Origin of the sequence: Bradyrhizobium sp. LTSPM299, from assembly GCF_000938235.1 — a bacterium.
Classification (GTDB): domain Bacteria; phylum Pseudomonadota; class Alphaproteobacteria; order Rhizobiales; family Xanthobacteraceae; genus Bradyrhizobium.
Window position 1 is genome coordinate 43,932 of sequence record NZ_JYMU01000006.1, and the last position, 22,123, is coordinate 66,054.

The window sequence follows — 22,123 nt, forward strand, 5'->3', positions numbered from 1 at the left end:
TTAAAAACCTCCAGCGAATGCTTGGTGCAGCAGCGACTTCTTCAACGCCTCCAGCGCAGCCAGCTTTCGTTCGTAGAGGGATGTGAGGCGTTTGGTTTCTTCCGATAAGGCGTCGAGCTCCGCAACGATTGCTTTCTGTTCAGCCAATGATGGGGCTGGAATTGGGTAGCCCTTCAACTTTGTGCCATTGATGTTCGCTTGATTGACACTCGAAATGACCACCGTCTTGCCGTAGTCAAAAGCGATCTGGCTATTCAGGAAGTAGTTCAGAAAATCCGCATCCAACAAACCTTCATTCCGAACGATACGAATCAAATAACCAGCGAAGATCGCGGGCATCTCACTCTTGTAGATCGCGGTCTTGCCAACGAGTTCAGGGCTGTTAGTACGATTGAACAGAACATCGTTATGGTTGAGCAGGTATTTCTGAATCTCATCTTTGTCGTTGGTGTAAACGAGGTTCTCCCAGTCGAGCCGCCCATCTTGTATATTTCCCATCCTCAGAACCGGGACTTTACCTTCCTTCTTTGATTTCGCTGACGAGCCATATTCGACCCCGTCGCACAAGTCACCCAGAGTTCTCCATTTCCATTTCTTGCTCCGCAATACGGATTGCAAGTGACTTTCGAAGAGGGCGCGGGCGTTTTGCAGGTTCTTTTCGCCGTTGGCCTTAGCAGTGGCGAGGCCCGCAAATGCTTCGTCCAGCAAGTCGACGATCCGCTGCTGTTCGGCGAGCGGGGGGACAGGAATCGTGACTTCCTTGAGCTTGCCGCCCGACAACTCTTTGAAGGTCGCGCCAGTGCCGAGAGAGTTCAGCAAATCAACTATGCTGCTCAGGTAATAATACAAAAACCTGTTATTGAGCTGCCTGCCGGGAATCAAACCTTTGCAGCCTTGGTTCGTCGCCATCGGTTCGGTATTGATGACCAGGTGGCCGATTGGGGCGCGTGACGAGAGAATCACCGAGTGCAGGGGCAGCATTTGAGCCGAGCTGTTGCAAAGACCCAAGTCTGTGATCTTGCGTTCGGTGTTGGCGACGTAAGGGCTTAGACGCTTGCCCATCTCCGCAGGTGTGATCCAGCGGTGCTTGCCGTCCCAGTATTCGGGCACACCAGTTTTGGGCGTGCCACCATTTATAACTTCACACACTTCGCCAAGCCGCTTCCTGGGCCACTGCATCTTCATAGCAGCGCTTTGATGTTACCGAGCACCTTCGCGCTCTCGGCGTCCAGCGCAGCAATTTCGTCCATGATTTTCTTTGGGCTAAGATGCAACACTTCCTCGCCGCCATCCGGGTTCTTCACGGAGAGGTCAAACGTAATGGGATTAATGGTCTTGGCGTCAATGCTCCAGCTTTGAGGCGAGTCGGCGAAACTCTTTTGCAACTTCACGAATTCGGTTAGGTCGTCATCGTTGAGTGGATTGGTCTTGCCAAGGTTGCGACCGGGGTCGAGTTGATAGAACCAGACCTTGCGTGTCTTGCTGCCCTTCTCGAAGAAGAGCACGACGGTCTTCACGCCCGCGCCCTGGAATGTGCCGCCGGGACAATCGAGCACCGTGTGGAGATTACAACTTTCTAACAGCAACTTGCGTAGACTTACTGACGCGTTGTCAGTGTTTGATAGAAACGTATTTTTGATTACGATACCGCTACGTCCGCCTGCCTTAACGATCTTGATAAAGTGCTGGAGGAAAAGGGATGCGGTCTCGCTGGTTCTAATCGGAAAGTTCTGCTGCACCTCTGGCCGCTCGTGTCCGCCAAATGGTGGGTTCGCAAGCACTACGTCGTAGCGATCTTTTTCCTGGATATCAGCGAGGTTTTCTGTAAGCGTATTTGTATGCAAAATGTTTGGCGCTTCGATGCCATGCAAAATCATGTTCATAATTGCGATCACGTAAGCGAGCGACTTCTTCTCCTTTCCATAAAAAGTACGCGACTGCAGCGTATTGAGATCTTTGGTTGTGAGCTTCCCTTTCGAAACCAAGTAATCGAACGACTCGCACAAGAACCCTGCGGAGCCGCAAGCTCCGTCATAAATCTTTTCACCGATCTTCGGCTGCACAACCTGCACCATCGCGCGGATGAGCGGCCGAGGTGTGTAATACTCACCGCCGTTGCGACCGGCGTTCCCCATATTCTTGATCTTCGCTTCGTACAAATGCGAGAGCTCATGCTTCTCGCTTTGTGAGCGGAAGCGCAACTCATCAACGTGATCTATGATCTCTCGGAGATTGTAGCCGCTCTGGATCTTGTTCTTTATTTCGCTGAATATTTCGCCAATCTTGTATTCGATCGTATCGGAGCCGGTCGCTCGTTGCTTGAAACCATTAAGGTATGGGAACAGCTTATTGTTGACGAAGTCGCGGAGATCATCGCCCGTCAGCGCTTTGTTGTGGTCGAGCGCGCCATCCTTCCCTTTTGGTGCAGCCCAGGCTTCCCATCGATATTGCTTTTCCAAAATATAGGAATATTTTTTCCCATTCAGCTTCGCCTCTGTTGACTTGTCTTCCTCCAACCCATCGAGGTAGCGCAAGAACAGCAGCCATGAGGTTTGCTCGGTGTAGTCTAACTCTGTCGTGCAGCCAGATTCCTTGCGGAGCACATCGTCGATATTTTTAAATGCTTGTTCAAACATGAAGTTTAGTTGCCCCCAGATGCAGCCACCTTTTGCGGCTGCCACTTTTGTTTATAAAAACGTCTCCGCGAAACCCACGCCACTTCCCTGCCCCTTATGATGGCCTTTCGCGGGACGGCGTGAAATTGTCGTTAGCCGGATAGCTTACCAGATACCCGATGAGTCGATACTACCACAGAGTGAGAGGCGCATATCACGATGAAAAATGCAACGAATACAGTATGTTAATCCCTATGTGGTTTCATCAAGCTTGGGGATAACCGGCAGCGCCACGGGGGTGGTGCGCTATCATCAATCCATGGAAACCCACGACCCGTCGCGACTTGTCGCGACCAGCAGCGACAGCGAGTTCACGCTTACAGTTGACGATGCCCTTTTGCTCTATGCCCAGGCTGGCATCCCCCGCACTCCCCGCAGCGTCCAGAGATACTGTGGCAACGAGCACCTTTCTGCTCGACGGGTTGAGACGGAATTCGGCGAAAAATTTCTGATCACCCGCGCGTCCGTTGAGAAGCATATCGCGTACATCAAGGAGGTTACACCGACGACCAGTCACGACTTGCCGCGACAGGTCGCGACAACTGTCGCCGGAGAAAATAAGGACGACACGCAGCGACAAGAACCAGCGACAACCACCGACCAGTCGCGACCAGTCGCGACAAGTCCAGACCTGTCGCGCTATGTCGCACGGCTAGAAGGCGACATCGATTTTCTGCGTGGCCAGATGGATGTGAAAGACAATCAGATAAAAGAAATGACAGAACGTGCCCGCGAAACGAATGTACTCATCGCGGGTCTTCAGAAAATGTTGACGCCTTTGCTAGGCAGTCCAAAAGAAAGAAGGGACGACACGCAAGATCACTCCGATCAGCCGCACTAACAGTCCACAGTCTCGGTCGGCAGCAATTTGTTTCCGTGTCATAATTCGATGACACGATATGGAAGCGACACAACACACCGACAATCAGCGACAACAGGCCGAGCCGGTCTATCTTGAAAGCACACTGCTCCGCGTGTTCGGCGTCTTGTTTTGCCACGATCCAAAACGCGCACGCAGTCGCACCGGAAAAATTGAAATCAACCGCGGTATTGCTGAAAAGGGAATCGCGGTTCGCTTCGATCCGGAATACGCGCAGCCAGGTCCGTTCGCGCACAAGGTTGCGATGGCCGTGATCCGAAAACAATCCGGCTTCGGACGCCCGGCGCAAAAAGCGATTTCGTTTTCACAACGCGAATTGATCCGGATGACCGGCCGCAAAAATTGGGGAGGAAGACAAAGTGAAGAACTTGCGCTGGCGTTAAAACAAATTCGCTACAGCCATGTACTCGCGCACTTCAAAATAGAAGACCGGTTTGTTGAGCACGACTTCAGTATCTTCAACGAAGTGCTGATCGAACGCCGGACATCTCCCACCGATCCGATCGTCGCTTGCACGATCGTCATCGCCGATCCGATCATTCAATCTCTCAACGACAAACATTTTACCTGCCTCAACCACGCACTGCTGCAAGAACTGAGCACGATCGGGGCGGCGTTCTACATGCGACTGTTTGCGCAGTTCGCGCCGCAGTACGATGGGCACCACCTGGACCGGATCGTTTTCAAAAAGAGATACGATGACATTTGCACTGAATGGCTCGGCGGCATCACTGTCCTCAACCACCGCTCAAAAATTTTAGGGGAGCAGCTGGGCACCCACTTGGATCAACTCGTGAGTGTGGGATTTCTGCGCTCCTATGCACTCACCCCCGCGGAAAGCCGCGACGGCTTCGTGCTCACCTTTCGGCCGGGCGAGCGCTTTCAGGCGGACTACCGCACCTTCTATACGCGCCGCGCTCCGGGCGAGGTCCGATTCACCTTTCATGACGAGAACCGCGACATGGGGGACCCGCACCGGGTCGCGTACCTATTTATGGAAAAGCGCACTGGTCGAAAGTCCGACGCTGCCGCGTATGTCTCGACGAAGGAGGTCGAGACCGCCAAGGAACTTCTGGCGCAGCTCAGCATGGCAGAGATCCCGGAGTTTCTAGCCTACGCGTTCGCGGAGGCGGGGAAGACCCGGTTTGACCCGCAGACCCTCGGCGGGGCCCGGCAGTACCTGAACCGCTATGTGCAGGACCGCGCTCGCCGAACCTCTGGCCACGCGGCGGCCGCCGCCCGGCAATCGCAGGAGCGTCAGACCCAACTCCGCCTTGACTACGATCAGTACCGCCGCTCGGAGGCCCAGCGACTGTTCGATAACCTTCATCCAGATGAACAAGCCGCGATCGAGAGCCTAGCACGCGCCAAACTACAGACCGGAGGCCCCGTCTCTGACTTTATGGTGCCCACTCTTCTACGGGTGGAAAAGCTTCGTCTCACCACCGAGCGACATCCCGACGACGTTGCCGACTTTGAAAAGTGGTCAGCGTCTCACGCAGCCTAAAGCATCCGAATGCGCACCGGGTGGTTTGACCGAAAGACCGGGTGTTCTGACCGAAACCAGTGGGTGGTTTGACCGAAAAGAATGGGTGGTTTGAACGAAAACTCGGGACCCCGAGATGAGCATTATACCAAGCGCCACAACGGTTTTTCAGCTAACGACCAAAACTCCATATATACTTATATAACCCTCTACACACTGTCAGCCCCTGTGTGTTCTCTTTGAAAAAAGGACAGAAACTCGCTTAAATCGGGGAAAATTGTGCGACACAACACATATGCGAATGTGTCAAGAACCCTCGTATTCAAAGTCTGAGCTGGTTCATAATGACCGAATTTTTCGGCGTCAGATTCAACGGCTCAAAATCAAAATATGGCCCTGTTGAGCCACGAAATGCATATAGCGTCGCGAAAGAGATCTTGTGCGACCTATTTTATATGGCTCTGTTGAGCCATTCCCTCTCTGAGATCGTCATCTAGCCGAACGCTCTCGCTTTTGAGCCGGAAATGGACAAATTAGACATCGCACCAAGTTCGTCTTGGACCAAGACGCGACATGCGCGGTGATCTTCAGCCCAATTTCGAATTGGGCGGGTGTCTCATCCAGAAGTTGCAAGCTTTCAGTCACGGATGCATACTCGATACGTGAACGCAGCTGACCCGACGGGCCGAACGAAAGGCGCAGAAGATGGAGACCGCATCGACCTTTGTGAGAATGTTGGATTTTCGGAATCTTGGAATGTGTCCGAAATGTATGCAAATCTCGTTCTCAGCAATGCTTCTTTCCTGGTTGCTGGTGCTCGGGGCTATGACGCTGGGTTCCGATGTGACGGCAGTGGTCGGTATGGTGTCTATTGCCTTATCGTTCTTGTGGTTGGCACATATCAGCACCCGGGCCATACGTTCCCTTCCTCTCAAGCGGGTGGAAATTGACGCGAGACGTGCTGCGCTGCGCGCATTTGGCCGAGCCGTTGTTGGAGCAGCGGCATTGTCGGCCGCCTTGGTCTCCGCGCCGAAAACTGCCGAATGTGCTGATTGTGGACAGGCATGCAGCAAATCAAACAGTAGCTGTCCCAGCGGCTGTACCTGTTGGTGGGAACTCGGCAAATGTGTGAAGCTAAACTAGCGGCCGCTTGACGGTGCCGAGCCCGACGGCGGAGTTTTTTAGGGGAGTGGTGGTCGCCGCCGCGCGTTTGAACGGCGGCTTCCTTTCTTATCGCGACCAAAAGATTAACGGGCGGGCTCTATGAAGCACCCACAGAACGGCCCAAGCCTGAGTGCGAAGCCAATAATAGGCAAGCGAGTTCCGAAGAGATTCACTGCTCGAAAGTTTAAGTCCGCGCGTCCGAAGTCTAACAAAAATTTGTCGCTTGCGCGGCGAAAACGTAACCTCAAAGAACACCCTTCGCTGAAGTACCTGAAAAAGACAGCGCGGAAAAGCGCGGCGAAGCGAAAGTTGAAACTTACCGATGAGATAGCGCGGGAAGAACGAGCTGCATTACGGGCTGCCGAACGTTCGGTTGACCGACTCCTGAAGAAGAAGAATCCGAAGAAATAGATCAGCTCTATCGCTCTCCCGGCCAATTACGCGCACAATTCTGTACGATTTCCTTTTCACCGCAACCATGCGCTGAGCCGGCATGAGCGCAGTCCGCCGCAACGCCGTTTGAAATCGAAAACAACCACTCAGGATCTGTTTCAGACTATAATCACCCGAGGTTCGATCCCTTTGTGCGCCAACTAAAAAACCACTCCAACAAACGAAGACAGCAGCCCCTTAATCCTTAAGTAGCTAGCCGTGAACCTTCAGGAGGTTGACCATTCGGACCTAACCGGAAACTCCGAAATCGCCAACCACCAACGCTTCGCGGAGAACCGAATGGACATAGAACAAAGCGGCCGATCGCTAGCGGATATTTGCTACTGTCTGCCGTTCTGAAGCAGCAAGGCCTTCAAGAGCGCTGTCTAATGATGCCAGCGCCGCCTCTCGCGCCGCTATCGTCTTCTGGCGCATGCTGACCAAGTCAGATGTGGTACCATCGGAATTTGGCAACAGCGAAGGGTCTGCGCCGCGCGCGGTCAAATTAGCGATTACAGACGTTAACTCGTCTATCGACGTATTGTATTGAGCTCTAACCGATGATGACTGCCGTTGAACGTCCCCTCTGAAACAGGCGTAAAGATTGTTCGTCGCGGTAACGAGATCGCCATACGCAGATGCCTTCGTTTGGGTCACGCGCTGCTGGAGAGATGCTTCACTTCCCAAGGACTCGTCGCTCGACGGGTCTGGCGTGTTTTCGCCGCCCGTCGAGGTAGTTACATTGATATTCTTCAACGTAAATTGGGGTAAGCCAACAACCCAACGTTGACGTTGCATTGAAAATTCAGGCACGCCCATCAGAATCGTAACATCCCCAAAAGTGAACTCGGGGATATCAAGCTTTATGTGTTGCTGTTCGAGAAACGGTTCCGGTATGTCTGCAGATATGTCACTCCACTTCACCGTGCAGCTCGGTATGACCGTGTGGGTGTCACAAAAAAATTCGGGATACTGTCCAGTTTTAATGGTCTTCGTCCGAACGCTTGGAGTGCCGAACGTAATGTCCCGGGTCTTCATCGTGACCTGTGGGACACCAAATATTAGTTTCTGCTGCCTGATAGTTATAGTGGGTGTATCGAATATCATCTCCGTATCGGCCCACTTTACGTCAAACGACGCGCTAGCATTAGTTTTGCTTTGGTCTGACTGGCTTTCATCCTGGTACGAAGCAAACGCGGCCGAATACTTGTTTGACAATGCGCTGATCGCGGTCTGTTCGGTACCACAGGTTTGGGCGGCATAGCCTGAATGAGCAGAGCTCATAGTGATGAATAGAACAACAATCGATTTTGTTTTCATAGAACAGCCATTCGTCGTCACTCGTTGAATTCTGTTTTCAGGACTGCAATTTCGCGATCGCATCCTTTTCGCTGCTATCCAATTTGGCAAGCGCGTCATCGAATTTGGCGAGTGCGTCATCACGAGCCTTAGCAACACTTTCCCGCTGCTGGACGAGATTAACCGCTCCATCGGGACCGGTCACGTTCGTAGGGTCAGCGCCTTGAGATTTGAGGCTCTGGATGATGGCATCAAGTTGGGCCAGTCCGACTGCGAACTGCCCTTCAGCTGACGCCCTCTGCTGAGAAAGATTTGTCCGGTAGCATGCAAAAAGAGCATGAATGCTACTCGCCATCTCCTTTGTCTCGGCCGTCTTTGTGCTAGCGACCTCGTCAGAAAGATGGTCGGACTTATCTTTCAACGGTTTAGCATTTAAAATTACGGAGCTCACTTTTATCTGAGGAACCCCCATAACAATCTTCTGTTGCTGCATAAAAAACTCCGGAACACCAACAACGATACTGGTGTCGGCAAATTTAAATTCCGGTATGTCCACTTTGATGTGCTGCTGTTGCATAAACGTGTGTGGCACGCTTGCGAAGGTGTCGTGCCACGTGGTTGTGCAAGCTGGAGGACCCTTTGTTTTTCCTCCGAAGGGAAGACCAATCCAGGTGTCGTGACAGGTAAATTCCGGGTACTGTCCGGTCTTGATCTGCTCCATCCTGACACTAGGCGTCCCGAAAATGACGTCGCTAGTCCGCATCGTCACTTGCGGAACCCCGAAAGTAATCTTCTGGTCCTTTATCGTTACCGACGGAGTACTGAAGACAATGCTGGTATCGGTCCAACTCAAATCAACCGCGAATTTCTTAGCGTCGTCCGAATTCTTGAGGCCTTCGCCTTCTGACTGCAGTTTATCGAAGATTGGTTGGTATTTATCTTTTATGGCACTTATACCATCCTGCTCAGCCTTACACTGGGTATCAGCTGCGCTTCCCTCTGCCTGAGACAGACTAGGTGCAAGGCAGGCCAAGATTGAAATAGCCAAGCAATATCGCATGTCAGCGACCCCACTGAATAATAACAATCGTTAATTGAAACTGCCATACTTAGCGCATAAAGTTTGGCGGGTTGCAACAACAAATTGAATGATCCGGATCCCTCCACCCAGTCGATCTTCGTGCTGAGACCGAACCCGCCACTCCGGGTGACCTTTGTCGCTAGGGCCGCTTATTCCTGAAATCCTCCGGACAAAAGACCAACGCGGACGCGAAGTCCGCTTCACGTGCGATTACCCGCACTGGTAGTGCTGCGGTTAAGGGGTACGAGAAGACGTTCTCTGATCTTGCTAAAATAGACTGAGGAGAACGACTCAACCGTCCACTACCTCGATAGAACGGCGCACCCACGCTTCCTGCGAAGGGCACTCCGAGTATGGTACAATGACAGCATGCAAACTCGCCTCCCGGAAATGTTTCGACCGATCCTCTGGTCGTATGATTTTGATAAGGTCGATCCGGCCGCGCACGATAAGTCCATTATTGTTCAAGCCATCAACTATGGCTCGCTAGTGCACTGGCGCTGGCTTCTCAAGCACTACGGTCGCGCCCGACTCCGCCAAGTCCTCAGCACAATATCTGCCACAGAACTTAAGCCACTTTCGCGTCACCTCGCTGCGCTCGTTTTCGGCATCGAGAATTTCAACCATGCATCAAGAGGTACTCACTAAGGAAGGAGCCGCCCTACTGCCTACGCTCAGCCGCTTCTCTGGTTTCTATCTTGCCGGCGGCACCGCCTTGGCCTTGCAAATTGGTCATCGGTTGTCGGTCGATTTCGATCTATTTCGCAACGAGCCCATTACTCGTTCCCTCCTTCCGCGCGTTGAGCGGACATTCCCCTTCCCTGCTACCCCACTGGTCAACAACTCAGACGAACTTACGGTCGCTATACATGGGGTCAAAATCACGTTTTTAAATTATCCGTTCCCTGTCCTTGACCCCTTCGAGATTTATGACGGACTGCCCTTGCTCTCAGTGCGAGAAATCGCAGCTACGAAAGCCTATACGATCGGCCGGCGCGGTTCCTACAAAGACTACGTGGACCTGTATTTTGTTCTTGCCGAGGGTCACACGACGCTGCCCGAGATTATTACCAATGCAGAGAAGAAATTTGGAGACCAATTCAATGCACGTCTGTTTCTTGAACAACTCGTCTATCTAGGCGACGTACAAGATACTGAAATCCAATTTCTGAAGGAAGTTATTACTCCCAAGCGGCTGCTCGCATTTTTCGAGGACCGCATTCGAGCAGCTGCGGAAGACCTCGTATAATACCGTAGCTGGACCGGCTATTAGGCCATTCCCTGCCGTCGGCTTCGACCGAGCAACTCACGGTCCGTGATAAAATATAGAGGTGAAAAAGAAGATCCTATTCAAGGTGACCAAAGAACAGGGAGTTTACACGGCCTCCGGTGTCGATGTGGCTATCGTCACCGAGGGCAACACTTCTGCCGAGCTGCAGGCGAATATAGTGGAGGCGTTAGAGCTATATCTTGAGAGAAGCACCGGTACTTATCGCCTTTCGACCACCGAAAGAGGGGCGATCCGCCAGGGAATAGACGCGGCGGACGTGGGCCATTTTGCTCCCGAAGATGAGATGGAGGAATTTCACCGCCTTCATCGCGGCGCTTAAGCACCCCTTATTGTGCGCTGCATAAGTACGCCATGTTCGTATTGCCTATCGCGCGCCAGATACAGTAACATGCCGTTTCGGCCGGTAACCCCCGCCGTTGCAACGGCTCCAACCAGGAGTCGAAGCAATGACAGGTAAGGAACTGGTGGACTACAAAGGCCTCAAGGCACTCGGCATTAGATATTCAAAGGTGCACCTGGGACGTTTGGAAGAGATCGCGACGTTTCCAAAGAGCTTTAAGCTCGCGGAGCATCGCAACTCACCGAGGGTCTGGATGCTCTGCGAAGTCATCGAGTGGATTGATGTTCGCGCAGCCACTCGCCAGCCGAAGCTCTGAATAGGAGCACCCCGCCGCCTCCAAACGGCGGGTTTCCTGTTTTATTTCGCGCCGCTATCCGTGCCGACGGCCCGGCGTTACCGCATTTTGGCTGACAAGCAGACCAACAATGCACTAACTCCCTGCTTGTCAGGGCACAAAACTCAAATTCCACATATTTTACATACATTTCCGCACACTGTCGCTCGGCTTATCAGCCTCGACTAAATCCCTTTCTGCTCTTCTTCTCTTCATACGCTGAGCGCGCTATCGCGCGCTCCGCTAAAAAGACAACTATCGTGTCTTTTATGTTCGAAGAAAGAGCCAAGCCACTCGCTACCGCTCGGGAGCAAGCGATTTAGTCGAGGCTTCGCCCAGACGACAGTGATGCGGGACAGCACGAAACAGAGTGGCGCGGAAGAATTACCGCGCACCGCTTCCCAACAAAATCCTTCCGCTTCATCGGCGGAAGGATTTTGCGTTTTTACGCTACAATAAACTTGGACTGGTCTTTCGTGTTGTAACGTTGCAATGCCCGACACCGTGCCATCCTCCACAGAAGGCTCTGGCTTCCGGGCTGGCATTGCGACTTCACCCCATGAACCGCTTACTCATCGGTGCGACTGACAAAACGGATTTGCTTTTGCATTTCTTGCAACGGGACTTTCCTGATGGGGTTACCGTTATCGACCCTACCGGAGAGCTGGCCAAGGCCGCCGCAGACCAGCTTTCGGTCGATCTGACCGAACAGGCTATCTATTTTGAGCCCGCCGACATGGCCTATCCGCTCGGTTTGAACGTACTTGAGAACGTTCTTCCCGACGATCGGCAGAGGCTTACCGAACAGCTCTGTTCTTACTTCGAAGCGATGTGGCCCAACGGTTGGGGCGCGCAATCAAATTTTCTGTTCGCCAACTGCCTGCGGTTACTGCTGGACAATAATGAAACATTCCTTGGGGCTCTTCGACTTTTGACCGATCCATCCTTCAGCAAAGTGCTGCTCCCAAAATGCACGGATCCGGTCGTGGCCAAGAACTGGGCGATCATCAACGGCTGGGACCAACGGCAGCGGCAGGCGGCGATGGCGCCCCTACAAAACAAAATAGGGACGCTCCTCATGTCCCCCATGATTAGGAATATTGTTGGCCAGCGAGAGACGACCTTCCAAAACGCCTCCATTGTCATCGCCAATTTAGACCGGGCCAAGCTGGGTGACACGACCGCAAAGCTTCTTGGAGGGCTTTTGATCGCCCGGAGCACGGGCAACGTAGCGATAGCCGACTACGGATTCTTTGGCGCTCCGCTTCCCCTTCCCCAGGACCGCTTCACCGTAACAGTCAATTTTCTAGACGAGCTGGCGCCAATATTGAAACAAGCGATTCTAGGAATCGACGAGAAGTACGTATTTAGAACGAATAAGAAGGACGCCGAAGAGCTGTCGTTTTACGTAGGCGTCCTCAACCCGCGCCAACTTACGGAATTGGCCACTGATGAAGCGCGAGGTATCCGCGGACTGCTGCGACCGGAACGTCCTCCGGCGCTAAATCGCCTAAGAGCTTTGAAAAGACGCACAAGAGCATGTCACGCCGGCCGGCGATTAAAGATCGAGCGAACAATCGCTGAATACTTTAAATCAACATGACGAAGTCCAGCTTGATCAGCGAGCAATCACGCCGAACTCAAGGATACATCGCACCCCGTCGTATTCCCAAAGCTGGAAATGGTCGCCTGCAGATGATCTCTGAGTGACTCACGCATTGATGCGAAAACTGCACCATATCGTTCGAACGCTGGATGAAATTTGTCGACAAGCGCGTATTGGGCATCACCATTGTGCTCCTTGCCAATCTCCTTGAGCAATCCCAATCCCTGGAGATACAGCGTACGCCTTTCCATATCGTTGGCCGTAATTATCATTACCCTGGGGTGCAGGTTTTGTAGTTGCTCGATCGTGTAGCCGCGTTTGTCGTCGCCATTCAATCGAGATTCCCACAACTTCAGCAACAGCACAAAGTATTCACTGCTCCCTTGAAGTTCGCGAACTATTGGGGTGTCACTCCCTGTCTTTCCTACTATTGAGATCCGGGCAATCTGCGTCAAAAATATTTCCCATTCCCGAATGTAAGTATCTATCATGAAATCATAAATCCCGTTCATAACAGGAATGGGTTCTTGTGCATGCTTGTCAGCGACGGTGGCATCGAAGAGCAGCCGAAGCATTCGGCGAACATACGTTCCGACGTGATCCTTCATTTTGTCCGTTGCGGTAATTACCGTTTCGACCAGGAACACTCTTCCCTCTTTCCCTTCCTGTTCAATCTTGAGCAATCCATCGGATCGCAACCGACGCGAATACGTGGACACGTCGGACGGGGGCTTTTCCCCCGCAGCCTTACGCGCTTGGAGCGCGTCTGCCGCAATTCCAACGGTGCATACGCCGTCAGGATATTTGAGTAGCTCATTTATGAAAAACCACGTTGGTCCAGCATCGCGCTTAATCTGAAAAATCTGGAAAAAGCTTGCAGACACGTTCAGCCAGAACTCTATCTCGGCCGAAACTGCCTCCCTATTGGTGGTGGTACTCATTAACTCCCCCCTCAACTAAAGGGTGTACAGTAACAAAATCCAAAAATTGTTCGAACACTTTCTCAGTTTTGTTCTCTCAAAGGCTTCAGTGTGGACGCTCAAGCGTCGCACCTTTGGCGCGCAAGCCGCTGATAACATTACATTTTAGTCATTCTGCAGTTATGGCATGTCAATGGGGCGGCGGGGGTGAGGCCCCGCCGTCCGGACCAGCACCAACCCTGGCCGGCCCCCTCCACTGCAGAGACCATGACAATGAACAGCTATATCCGCCTGGACCAGCTCGCAGACTATTTCCCCGCAACTTCTCAATCTGCGCCGGTGGCTGCTAACGCTAATTTTCCGCTGCGCCTAGGAAACAACCTTCAAAATCGCCTCGTCACTTTGGTTCTGGGTCTCGGCGCGATCGACGCCCGCTTCGATCCAACGTGTAACGAGCCAACACTGGTCGCGCGTTCAAGCCGGGGAGCGGAGATCCGCACGGTTATCAGCGGCCCCGAATGGCAATGGCACAAGGCCCTCGATCAATTCGCAGCACTTTACGATGAGGACGAACGTGCCGGCCTCTATCGATATTTGAATAGTCATCAAATGGCTCATCTCGCTAGGCGTCGAACGCCAACGGTCAAAGGCAATACGCGCCAACTCGATACACTGATGTTGCTGGCGGCCTGACATGTGGAGCACAGCCATGAATAAGACGATCAAACGGTTTGCGCGCGTAGTCAGGCGTTCCAGACGCATTCTGTCAGCGATTTGGCATGCCCCTCCCGCGCATAATCGCCCACTCAAACACATCGATCATCAGTTCATTGTGTGTTCGAGTTCAGAGTTCTCGATCCCGTCGGAATGTGTTGATCCTCGCACATACGTTGATTGGTCATCCGTTCCATTTGTGCCTTGAGCTTGCGCATGAGTGCTAGGAAAAACCCTGATTGGCACGTTTGGGCCGGGGACGCCCTCTATTGGATTCGCACGCCGCCGGGCATCTATATTTTCATTATTGTCATCCTAGGTCTCGGGCTCGCAATTCAGACCAATGGTCCGAAGCCGCCGCTAACATATCCGACGCCGGCCTTTCCCATCCAAGCACCCACGGTTCAATCGCAGCGGATCGTCCCTGCCCCGCCGCCGATAATGAAGGCTGACAGCTGCCCGGACGGCACAATCTATGTTGAGCATCTGGCCGGCTGCATTCCAGGGCATCGCCGAACGGCAAACATCTTCGTCGCTGGATCGAAAAATAACTGCCCCAACGACGCGATCTTCAGCGACCGCGTTGACCGCTGCATTCCGATGTACGATGCAGGCAACTATACGATCTTCGCCGGAAACCTCTTTAGCATCTCAGGCCGTCGCATCGCCTACCTATATGTGCGTACTGGCCAGATCCGCATTTACAACCCCTTCGCACATTTCGATTCGTTTGTTGCACCCGGCAACGCACCCATCATTATTCGCGCAGGTGGCCTGATCACTGGGATTGCGGACGGCTCCAGCATCCGAGTAGAGTTCGATGCAGCACCGCATTGAGCACCGAGAGCCGCTGTTTGGCCGCGGCGTCAATCTCATCATCCACCTGGCGTTCTCGCCGGAAGAAGAGGAGATCATCCGCAAAAATAATATGACCCGGCTCACCATTGTGGAGGCTGACCCCACTCACACCACGGTTGTCTCTAAGGACGGCAAGAAGGAAAAGATTGAGCAAGATAACAACATCTACTTTTCGCATCTTTATCAACGACGAACGAGCTGGCATGTTGACAGCAAGCTGGAGGCGAAGGATTTTCACGCAAAGCTATTTGAGGGACTTAAGCGATTTAACGATGCGCTAAGTGGTAACGCGACCGGCGGCATCGAATCAATCGGTGATTTCTCTCCGACGCCACCGCGCGAGTTCGCGCTCGACCTCATTCCCGAATATATGTGGGCCGAGCACGCGTACCTGCTAGCCGAGAGTGGCGGCGGTAAGACGCAGTTGCTCCAAACGATCATCGCACTGCAGATGCAGAAGGCGCGCCCACCCGGCTTCGTGATTATCGATAGCCAAAACAAAATGCTTCAGGAATTGAAGAACAAATTTCCTGACGCGATAATGATTGACCCGGATAGCAATCCACCGAGCCTGGACCTTTTTGCCCCGAACGGTTTCGACGACAGTCCATCACTCGCTCCCACGCTCGACACTTTCAAGTATCTCTTCGAAGCCGGTTCGCAACCCCTAACCGACCGACAATACACACCGTTCTCTTACGGCATCGCTCTAATGATCGTAGGATATCCAAAGGCCTTCGGGCATCACGCGACGATTGAAGATTTTGAAGACTATCTCAATGGGGCCAAGAAAGGCCTCGAGCTGACGCCTCGCGCGCACCAAGCCGTGGACGCCATGGATGACGACGTGAAGGCTTGGTACTACAGCCAATATGCCAATTACCGTCAGAGCCATTCGGAAATCTTGCAGCGACTGACCAACATCTGTGGGCCGTTTACGCCCTTACGCCCGCTGTTCAAAAAGCAAACCAGCACCCTCAATATTCTCGACAGCATCGAAAATGGCGGGATGCTCCTCGTAAACACCAACCGCCATCTATTGGGACCGGCCAGTTCCTCGTTCTTTGGCCGGTTCTTTTTCAAAATGCTCGACCGTCAGATCGGCGGTCGGCAAATGCACAGCCACCCTCTTCTGTTCATCGTTGACGAGGTGCAGCAATATTTCGATGCATCGGTAATGATTCCGTTCCTTAATCTCGCCCGTAAGCGCAATGTCGCTTGTGTATTTGCTCACCAGCGCCTTGCAGATGTCCCCGATCAAAGCTTGCGCGATGCGCTACTTGGGGTCGGTACCCTGCTAACTACTAATACCAACACCAACGACGTGCGCGAAATGAGCACGAAATTTCGCGTCGAACAGGAGCAGGTTCACGCGTGGCGGCGCGAGTATGCCGAGCGAGGCAACAAGCCCCGCTATGCAGACTTTGGCCTGTACTTCCGGGGGAAACATTCGGCTGACACCTTCCGTCTGACGTTTGGTCAGCTGGAGAAGTTGACTCCGCGCGCTGCTAATCAGAAAGGCCGGCAGGAGAAGAGCCAGACCGAATCGCCCGAGCAGGAAGCACCGCAGCAGGAAAGACCGAAGCAAAATGCGCCGATCGACGACACCAAGTACGACGATCGCTACGATTTGCTCTGGCAACAAAACCTAAGTCCGGCGAAGGCGAAGCGCGGAACTGTTTTGACAGTGATATTGCCGAACAGGCGAAGCCATCTGGAAAATATTCCGGCTGGCACCAAGCACGGCTACCGCTTTTGCATCCCTGGTCAAAGCCAAATTCGGCGGCCCGATGGAAGCATGGGTAACGTGTGGATCGAACTTGAAATAGCGCAGCTAGAAGATTTTTAGAGCGATATAATTCGTATGCGGGTCATGGCCACGCCTGGGTGCACATGGCTGCCTTAGACGCGAATATCTAGTTGATCTATCTTCATTACATGGACGCTTATAATCTCGAAACCTTCAAAGCTCTCGACCGCTACCGGTATTTGCGGAGCAACTTCGTCGCGGCATATCACGGTGGCTCTCAACAGCATCGCAAACGCGACCTAGGCACTCTCAAACGCCGGGGCCTCTTGTCCGCACCCGAGCAACAAAAGAATTCCGCGAACTATCGGTACACCCCCCGCGTTTACGAGCTTTCCCCTAAAGGGAAAGCCGCGCTCGCCGCGCACGGCATAACGCCAACCCATTGGGTGGGAGAGCGCCAGTTTTGGCACCAGCTCATGGTCGCCGACGTGGTCATGTCGATTGAAATTGCGTGCAAGAAACGTGGCCTCCGGTTCCGCCACCGCAAGGACATTATCGGCACCGCCCCGCTAACTTTCCCGACCGCCATTTCGCATCAATTTCCAAAACATTTCGATCACTACTCAGGTGTGCTGCAGCCGGACGAGCTTTTCGCCATCAACGAAACTCATTTCATCCTAGAGGCCGACCGGCAGAACGAGCCGATCACTAGACCCACGTTGGCAACGTCAAGCTACTTGCGCAAGATCCTGCAATACCGGGCGGTCCTGAAGTCGGGCGCCTACAAAGAGCTGATTCCAAACATGCTGGTACTCAATATCACCACCAGCCCTACCCATGCCGATAACATCATGGCCTTTATGCGCGACGAACTCGCCATGTCCTCATCGTCGATGATGTTCATGGGCATCGATATCTTGGGATCGCGGGACACTTATCCCCAGCCCCTGATCGAACTACTCGACCTTCCCTTTCGGCGAGTGGGACACGACAACTTCATCATCAGCCAGGAGGTTTAAATGGATGCGATAGCGAAACTGCAAGACCTGTACGCTCTTCGAGATCGAACTAACGAGCAAATCGCTGCGGTAGAGCTGCTACTCGGAGCCGATCCGGCCGAACCCAAGGAGAGGAGAAAGCGCGGGCCGAACAAGCCAAAGGAGCCTCCACTCAACACGATATAGAAAAAGGCCCGCATTCGTGCGGGCCTTTTTTGTCACTGCTGCGAGATAAATTCTTCAGCGCGTTGCAGTACCTTGGCTGCGTTGAGAAGATCGCCTGTACCGAGCTGATCGGTGTCCTTCCAATCGTCGCCGTCCTTGTAGGACTTCGATAACACGGTGTTGAAGAAGTCGTCATTCTTCCACACGGTTGCGGTGACGTAGCCGAGGCGGAACTTTGCTGCGGGTTGGTTTGCTTTTGGCATCTCACTCTCCTTCCCGCTGTTGGTTCATGTGCGGGAAACCGGATCGCGGGACTCCTAGCCGATCCAATCGCGGCCGGGCGCAGTGCGACCTCCGGTTTTCCACACACGACCTGCATCTGCTCCCAGTATACCAGGTGGTAGAATAGCGGCAGAAGCACCTCCCCACTCACCCAAAGGATGGTCCCATGCCCTTCGTGAATTTCGCGGAGTTGAAGACCCGTGTCTCGATCGAACAGGCCGTGCAGTGGCTCGGCCTCAAGCTAGCGGCGCACGGCAGCCAGTACCGCGGCGCGTGTCCCGTCTGCCAAACCGGCGGCGACCGTGCCCTGATCGTCACCCCGGCCAAAGGCCTCTTCTATTGCTTTGCAGAAAAGTCCGGCGGCGACACGATCGCCCTCACCGCCCATATACGTGGCATCTCGGTAAAGGAAGCGGCCGACCAGCTCGACCGCGCCTTCGGAACTGTACAGAACGGTACCAGTACAGTTAGCAAGAACCGGGCCACAGTTCCCCAAGCACCGGAAGCTAGAAAGCAACCGGCGTTTGACCCAGAGGCGTATGCGGCGCGTCTTGATGCTTCGCATGCGTCTCTGGCCCCCTTAGGTCTGTCAGCCGAGACCCTGAAGGCTTGGAAAGCCGGATACTCAAACTCCGGCACCAACCGCGGAAGGCTGGCCATAGCCCTCCACGACCGGGATGGGAACATTCTGGGCTTCGCCGGCCGATCGCTCGGCGATGAGCAGCCAGCGCTCACTATCCCCAACGGGATCAACCCGCAGGAGATCATCTTCGGCGGCGAGCGCGTTGAAGCCGGCACACTCTACTTGGTTCGGGACGTGCTCGACGTACTGAAGGCCCACGAAAGCGGCGTCACGAATTGCGTTTGCTTCCTCACTGAAATATCGGCGCTGCAAATCGAAATGCTCGCAGCGCTGATGGCGACAAAGCATTGCGATACGGTTGAGTTGTTCTAGAGCCCCTTCGGGGGCTTTTTCTTTGAATGGTAGAATCAAATTCGGATAGCTTTGTGCGAATCTTCCCAGAGCAGCGGCGACGGGCGCTGGCGCGGAGAGGGACTTTGGAATCCGCGTTGAGAACGTAGGACCCGCAAAGTGCGAAGCTAACCCCCCGCTAAGTCGCGGGGTTTTTCTTATTCCGCAGCTAGCGCGGTGGCCCAGCTGAAATCATAATGCGCGCTCAGCACTTTCATAACGACGACAGCGCCAAGCACGCAGACGATCGGCAACAGCGTCTTCGTCGAGAATATCTTATTGAACAGCGTCATGCGACGTGCCGCTCCTAACGCCGGTGGCCTAGACGAATGCCCAGCTTGAGCGCCTTCTGTCGCAGAGACCCCACACTACGCTTTGTGAGTTTCGCAATTTTGACAACGGGCGTTTTCGCCTTCGAGTGCTCGCGCAACTCTTTCACATCGGCCTTAGTGTATTCGCGGCGCACGATCTTTTTTGTCTTGGCCATCTTCTTTGTCTTCTTCGCCACTTATTTTCCCTCAATTTGTGAGGGGGTCTTATTACCACAGATATTTCTTGCCGCAACCTTCGTTCGCATCACGTGTTATCCACACCGTGCACTAAGAAAAGAAGGGTGGTACTATTCAATTCACATGCTACCGCGTTGGGCCGCTGCCGCTCGCACCACCAGAACAGTTCTTTTTGCGCTCTGCTTTTTTCTTGCTGGATCCGCCGGCATACTTTTGATTAGCTCCCATCCGGTGCGGGCGTTTGCCGCACCGCTGCAAATCAACCGGCCATTGCAGGTAGGCGCAACCGGCACCGATGTTTCCGCTCTTCAAGTCTTCCTACAGAACAGCGGATATTTTCATTATCCAACCATCACCGGATACTACGGTCCCGTTACGTGGAAGGCTGTTGCCGCATTTCAGTGGGACAACAAGCTTGATCCTGTTGGATACGTCGGGCCAAGAACGCGCTCACTACTTGCCGCTCTAACTCGCACTACACCTCAATCTCCATCGACTCCAACTACTGGGGCGTCGTCTATTCCTTCAACTTCCAATGCTGCAACGACAACTGCAGCAACATCTACAGCGCAGTTTTCGACACCACTGCCAGGTTATGCACCCGGACAGATTATATTTATTGGAGGAGGAGGCTCCCCCACCACTCCCGCTACGATTCCAGACACCACTCCCCCGTCGGTCTCCCTCACTGTACCTTCGGCAAACTCTACCGTCGGCGGATCATCCGTCACCTTGACCGCCACGGCGTCCGATAATGTTGCGGTGGCCAATGTGCAGTTCAAAGTTGATAGCTCCAACATCGGCTCCGCGATCACCTCATCACCCTATACGGCAAGCTGGAACAGTACCGGTGTCGTGGATGGTTCGCACACGCTTTATGCGGTCGCAAAGGATAGCTCGGGTAATTACGCGACCTCAAGCATTGCAGTGACGGTGCGCAACAGTGCTCCGGCTATTTCTGCCGTTTCATTCGGATTTCCAGGACTGACAATCGCTACCACAACCTGGATAACCGATGAGACTGCCAATTCGCAGGTCAATTACGGCACAACGACAAGTTATGCATCATCTACCGTGTTGGATGGCGCGTATGTGACGTCCCACCAAGTGGTCCTTAGTGGTCTCAGCCCGAGCACTACATACCACTTTCAAGTAGTATCAACCGATGTACAGGGGCACCTTGCGACATCTACCGATCAAACGTTGACAACGCCACCAATCGTATCAGTCGGCGCGCTCGGCGCTTCTTCGCAGATTTCTGGGTCCACTCTAACGTCCTACACCAATAGCGCATTCACCTATTGGGGAGGAACCATTGGCTCCAGCATCTACAACACTTCTAACTTGAATAAATCAGATGGGCTTTCTGATCAGAACAAGGGATTTTATGTTGAGTTTAATACCAACGCTGATCAGTTCGAGGTTCCTCTCTACACCGACGGAAACCTGGGTTGCGGATCCTATCAGCTCTTCGTCAACGGCCAACCTGCTTCCACACTCGCAAACGTGTATGGAACTTCGAGTGCTGCAAATACGGCAAATAAGGTTCTCTTTACATTTCCCGATGCCGAGCAAAGGACGATTCGCATACTAACGGATGCGCAAGGATTCGGAGGTGTAATTCAGAAATCAGCTTTTACTCTTTCGGCCAATCCGCATACCGTTCAGAAGACGCTGGTCGTTCTTGGTGACAGCTGGGTGGGCGGCAACAACTCAGGATGTGTTGCGACCAATTTCCAATTTCAGCTGGCATCGCTGTTAGGTTATGACAACGTCGTCAGCCTCGGCGAGGCTAGCACCGGTTATCTCAACAACGGGGGCGGAGGTGCTCGCGGCACATTCGCATCTTCAACTCGTATAGCAATGATTGCGGCACAACACCCAACAGCAGTTCTGATTGTTGGGTCCGTAAACGACGTTGGCCAACCTGGGGAGCCCGCCTCCCTGACGGCAGCCGCATCCTCTACCTACGCCCAGATTGCGGCCGCCTTGCCCGGCGTCCCGGTTGTCGTGGTGGGGTCGCAATATGTAACCCAACTTTCGAGTGCAAACTATTCGTTTCTTGACTCCGCAATTCAAGCGGCGGCCACTTCGTCCCCTAACGTTATGGGCTTTGTCTCATTGTCCGGGTCGATAACAGGCACCGTCGGATGTAACGTATCCAACCCATGTGGATCTCAATATAATGCGAGCATCTACGTCACCTCAGACGGGCGTCACCTCAATGCCCAAGGAGCCTACTATTTTGCAAATTGGCTCGCACCAAAGATTAAGCCTTACCTTCCCTAGCCTAACCTCTGAATACTATGAACTCCTAGCCTGCCTCAGAGGGTCCACGCCACCGAGCGGCTCGATCCTCTGGCCGC

General features: G+C 53.4%; 21 protein-coding genes. 13 read left to right on the forward strand and 8 right to left on the reverse strand.

Going from position 1 to position 22,123, the window contains the following annotated elements:
- Together UP10_RS01230 and UP10_RS01235 are read right to left on the reverse strand one after the other, a co-directional pair.
- Positions 1-1,185 carry a restriction endonuclease subunit S gene (locus UP10_RS01230; RefSeq protein ID WP_050043526.1) on the reverse strand — a complete coding sequence of 395 codons (1,185 nt, stop codon included), beginning with the start codon at positions 1,183-1,185 and terminating at the stop codon, positions 1-3.
- A complete protein-coding gene (locus tag UP10_RS01235; protein WP_245321640.1) occupies positions 1,182-2,681 on the reverse strand; it encodes a class I SAM-dependent DNA methyltransferase in 1,500 nt (499 codons plus the stop codon). The genes UP10_RS01230 and UP10_RS01235 overlap by 4 nt, the downstream gene beginning before the upstream one ends.
- A gap of 160 nt (positions 2,682-2,841) precedes the next feature.
- On the opposite strand from UP10_RS01235, the gene UP10_RS01240 reads away from it, so the two are divergent.
- Positions 2,842-3,516, forward strand: coding sequence for a hypothetical protein (locus UP10_RS01240; protein WP_156179601.1), 675 nt, complete (start codon positions 2,842-2,844; stop codon positions 3,514-3,516).
- 58 nt (positions 3,517-3,574) lie between these two features.
- A complete protein-coding gene (locus UP10_RS01245) occupies positions 3,575-5,062 on the forward strand; it encodes a replication initiator protein A (RefSeq protein WP_044585634.1) in 1,488 nt (495 codons plus the stop codon).
- A gap of 1,902 nt (positions 5,063-6,964) precedes the next feature.
- Here UP10_RS01245 and UP10_RS01250 read toward each other — a convergent pair.
- Together UP10_RS01250 and UP10_RS01255 are read right to left on the reverse strand one after the other, a co-directional pair.
- Complete coding sequence (locus UP10_RS01250; protein ID WP_044585635.1) at positions 6,965-7,957, reverse strand: hypothetical protein; 993 nt, start codon at positions 7,955-7,957, stop codon at positions 6,965-6,967.
- 37 nt (positions 7,958-7,994) lie between these two features.
- Entirely contained in the window at positions 7,995-8,984 is a 990-nt protein-coding gene (locus tag UP10_RS01255) for a hypothetical protein (RefSeq protein WP_156179602.1), read from the reverse strand.
- Between the two features lie 423 nt (positions 8,985-9,407).
- Between UP10_RS01255 and UP10_RS46590 the strand changes: the two genes are divergently transcribed.
- The 5 genes from UP10_RS46590 to UP10_RS01275 all read left to right on the forward strand — a co-directional run bounded on the left by UP10_RS46590 (position 9,408) and on the right by UP10_RS01275 (position 12,585).
- Complete coding sequence (locus tag UP10_RS46590; protein WP_502692153.1) at positions 9,408-9,665, forward strand: DUF6922 domain-containing protein; 258 nt, start codon at positions 9,408-9,410, stop codon at positions 9,663-9,665.
- Positions 9,643-10,266, forward strand: a complete 624-nt coding sequence (locus UP10_RS01260) for a nucleotidyl transferase AbiEii/AbiGii toxin family protein (RefSeq protein ID WP_050043527.1) — start codon at positions 9,643-9,645, stop codon at positions 10,264-10,266. Before UP10_RS46590 ends, UP10_RS01260 begins: the two co-directional genes overlap by 23 nt.
- Positions 10,267-10,348: 82 nt before the next feature.
- Positions 10,349-10,627, forward strand: coding sequence for a hypothetical protein (locus tag UP10_RS01265; protein WP_044585637.1), 279 nt, complete (start codon positions 10,349-10,351; stop codon positions 10,625-10,627).
- 127 nt (positions 10,628-10,754) lie between these two features.
- Positions 10,755-10,964 (forward strand): hypothetical protein, encoded by a 210-nt coding sequence (locus UP10_RS01270; RefSeq protein ID WP_044585638.1) that lies wholly within the window; start codon positions 10,755-10,757, stop codon positions 10,962-10,964.
- A 577-nt stretch (positions 10,965-11,541) separates the two neighbouring features.
- Positions 11,542-12,585, forward strand: coding sequence for a type IV secretory system conjugative DNA transfer family protein (locus tag UP10_RS01275; protein WP_044585639.1), 1,044 nt, complete (start codon positions 11,542-11,544; stop codon positions 12,583-12,585).
- 26 nt (positions 12,586-12,611) lie between these two features.
- Here the strand turns inward: UP10_RS01275 and UP10_RS01280 are convergent, their stop codons facing one another.
- Complete coding sequence (locus UP10_RS01280) at positions 12,612-13,529, reverse strand: hypothetical protein (protein ID WP_044585640.1); 918 nt, start codon at positions 13,527-13,529, stop codon at positions 12,612-12,614.
- A gap of 252 nt (positions 13,530-13,781) precedes the next feature.
- Here UP10_RS01280 and UP10_RS43880 point away from each other — a divergent pair, with 252 nt between their 5' ends.
- From UP10_RS43880 to UP10_RS01300, 4 genes are all read left to right on the forward strand, one after another.
- Positions 13,782-14,201 (forward strand): hypothetical protein, encoded by a 420-nt coding sequence (locus UP10_RS43880; protein ID WP_156179603.1) that lies wholly within the window; start codon positions 13,782-13,784, stop codon positions 14,199-14,201.
- Positions 14,202-14,438: 237 nt separating this feature from the next.
- Positions 14,439-15,059 (forward strand): hypothetical protein, encoded by a 621-nt coding sequence (locus tag UP10_RS43885; protein WP_156179604.1) that lies wholly within the window; start codon positions 14,439-14,441, stop codon positions 15,057-15,059.
- A complete protein-coding gene (locus tag UP10_RS01295; RefSeq protein ID WP_044585643.1) occupies positions 15,043-16,929 on the forward strand; it encodes an ATP-binding protein in 1,887 nt (628 codons plus the stop codon). The genes UP10_RS43885 and UP10_RS01295 overlap by 17 nt, the downstream gene beginning before the upstream one ends.
- A 71-nt stretch (positions 16,930-17,000) precedes the next feature.
- Positions 17,001-17,849, forward strand: coding sequence for a replication-relaxation family protein (locus UP10_RS01300; protein WP_156179605.1), 849 nt, complete (start codon positions 17,001-17,003; stop codon positions 17,847-17,849).
- Positions 17,850-18,046: 197 nt separating this feature from the next.
- Here UP10_RS01300 and UP10_RS01305 read toward each other — a convergent pair whose 3' ends face one another.
- Complete coding sequence (locus tag UP10_RS01305; RefSeq protein ID WP_044537470.1) at positions 18,047-18,256, reverse strand: hypothetical protein; 210 nt, start codon at positions 18,254-18,256, stop codon at positions 18,047-18,049.
- A gap of 185 nt (positions 18,257-18,441) precedes the next feature.
- Between UP10_RS01305 and UP10_RS01310 the strand changes: the two genes are divergently transcribed.
- On the forward strand, positions 18,442-19,230 hold the full coding sequence (locus tag UP10_RS01310; protein ID WP_044585645.1) for a CHC2 zinc finger domain-containing protein: 789 nt from the start codon (positions 18,442-18,444) through the stop codon (positions 19,228-19,230).
- A 176-nt stretch (positions 19,231-19,406) separates the two neighbouring features.
- Here the strand turns inward: UP10_RS01310 and UP10_RS46310 are convergent, their stop codons facing one another.
- Positions 19,407-19,541, reverse strand: a complete 135-nt coding sequence (locus UP10_RS46310; protein ID WP_283807612.1) for a hypothetical protein — start codon at positions 19,539-19,541, stop codon at positions 19,407-19,409.
- Between the two features lie 14 nt (positions 19,542-19,555).
- The gene (locus UP10_RS01315) at positions 19,556-19,735 is read right to left on the reverse strand and encodes a hypothetical protein (RefSeq protein ID WP_197086713.1); all 180 of its coding nucleotides are present in this window, start codon (positions 19,733-19,735) and stop codon (positions 19,556-19,558) included.
- On the opposite strand from UP10_RS01315, the gene UP10_RS42710 reads away from it, so the two are divergent.
- A complete protein-coding gene (locus UP10_RS42710) occupies positions 19,728-22,046 on the forward strand; it encodes an Ig-like domain-containing protein (protein ID WP_156179606.1) in 2,319 nt (772 codons plus the stop codon). The two genes, UP10_RS01315 and UP10_RS42710, sit on opposite strands and share 8 nt — an antisense overlap.
- The last annotated feature ends 77 nt before the right edge of the window (positions 22,047-22,123 follow it).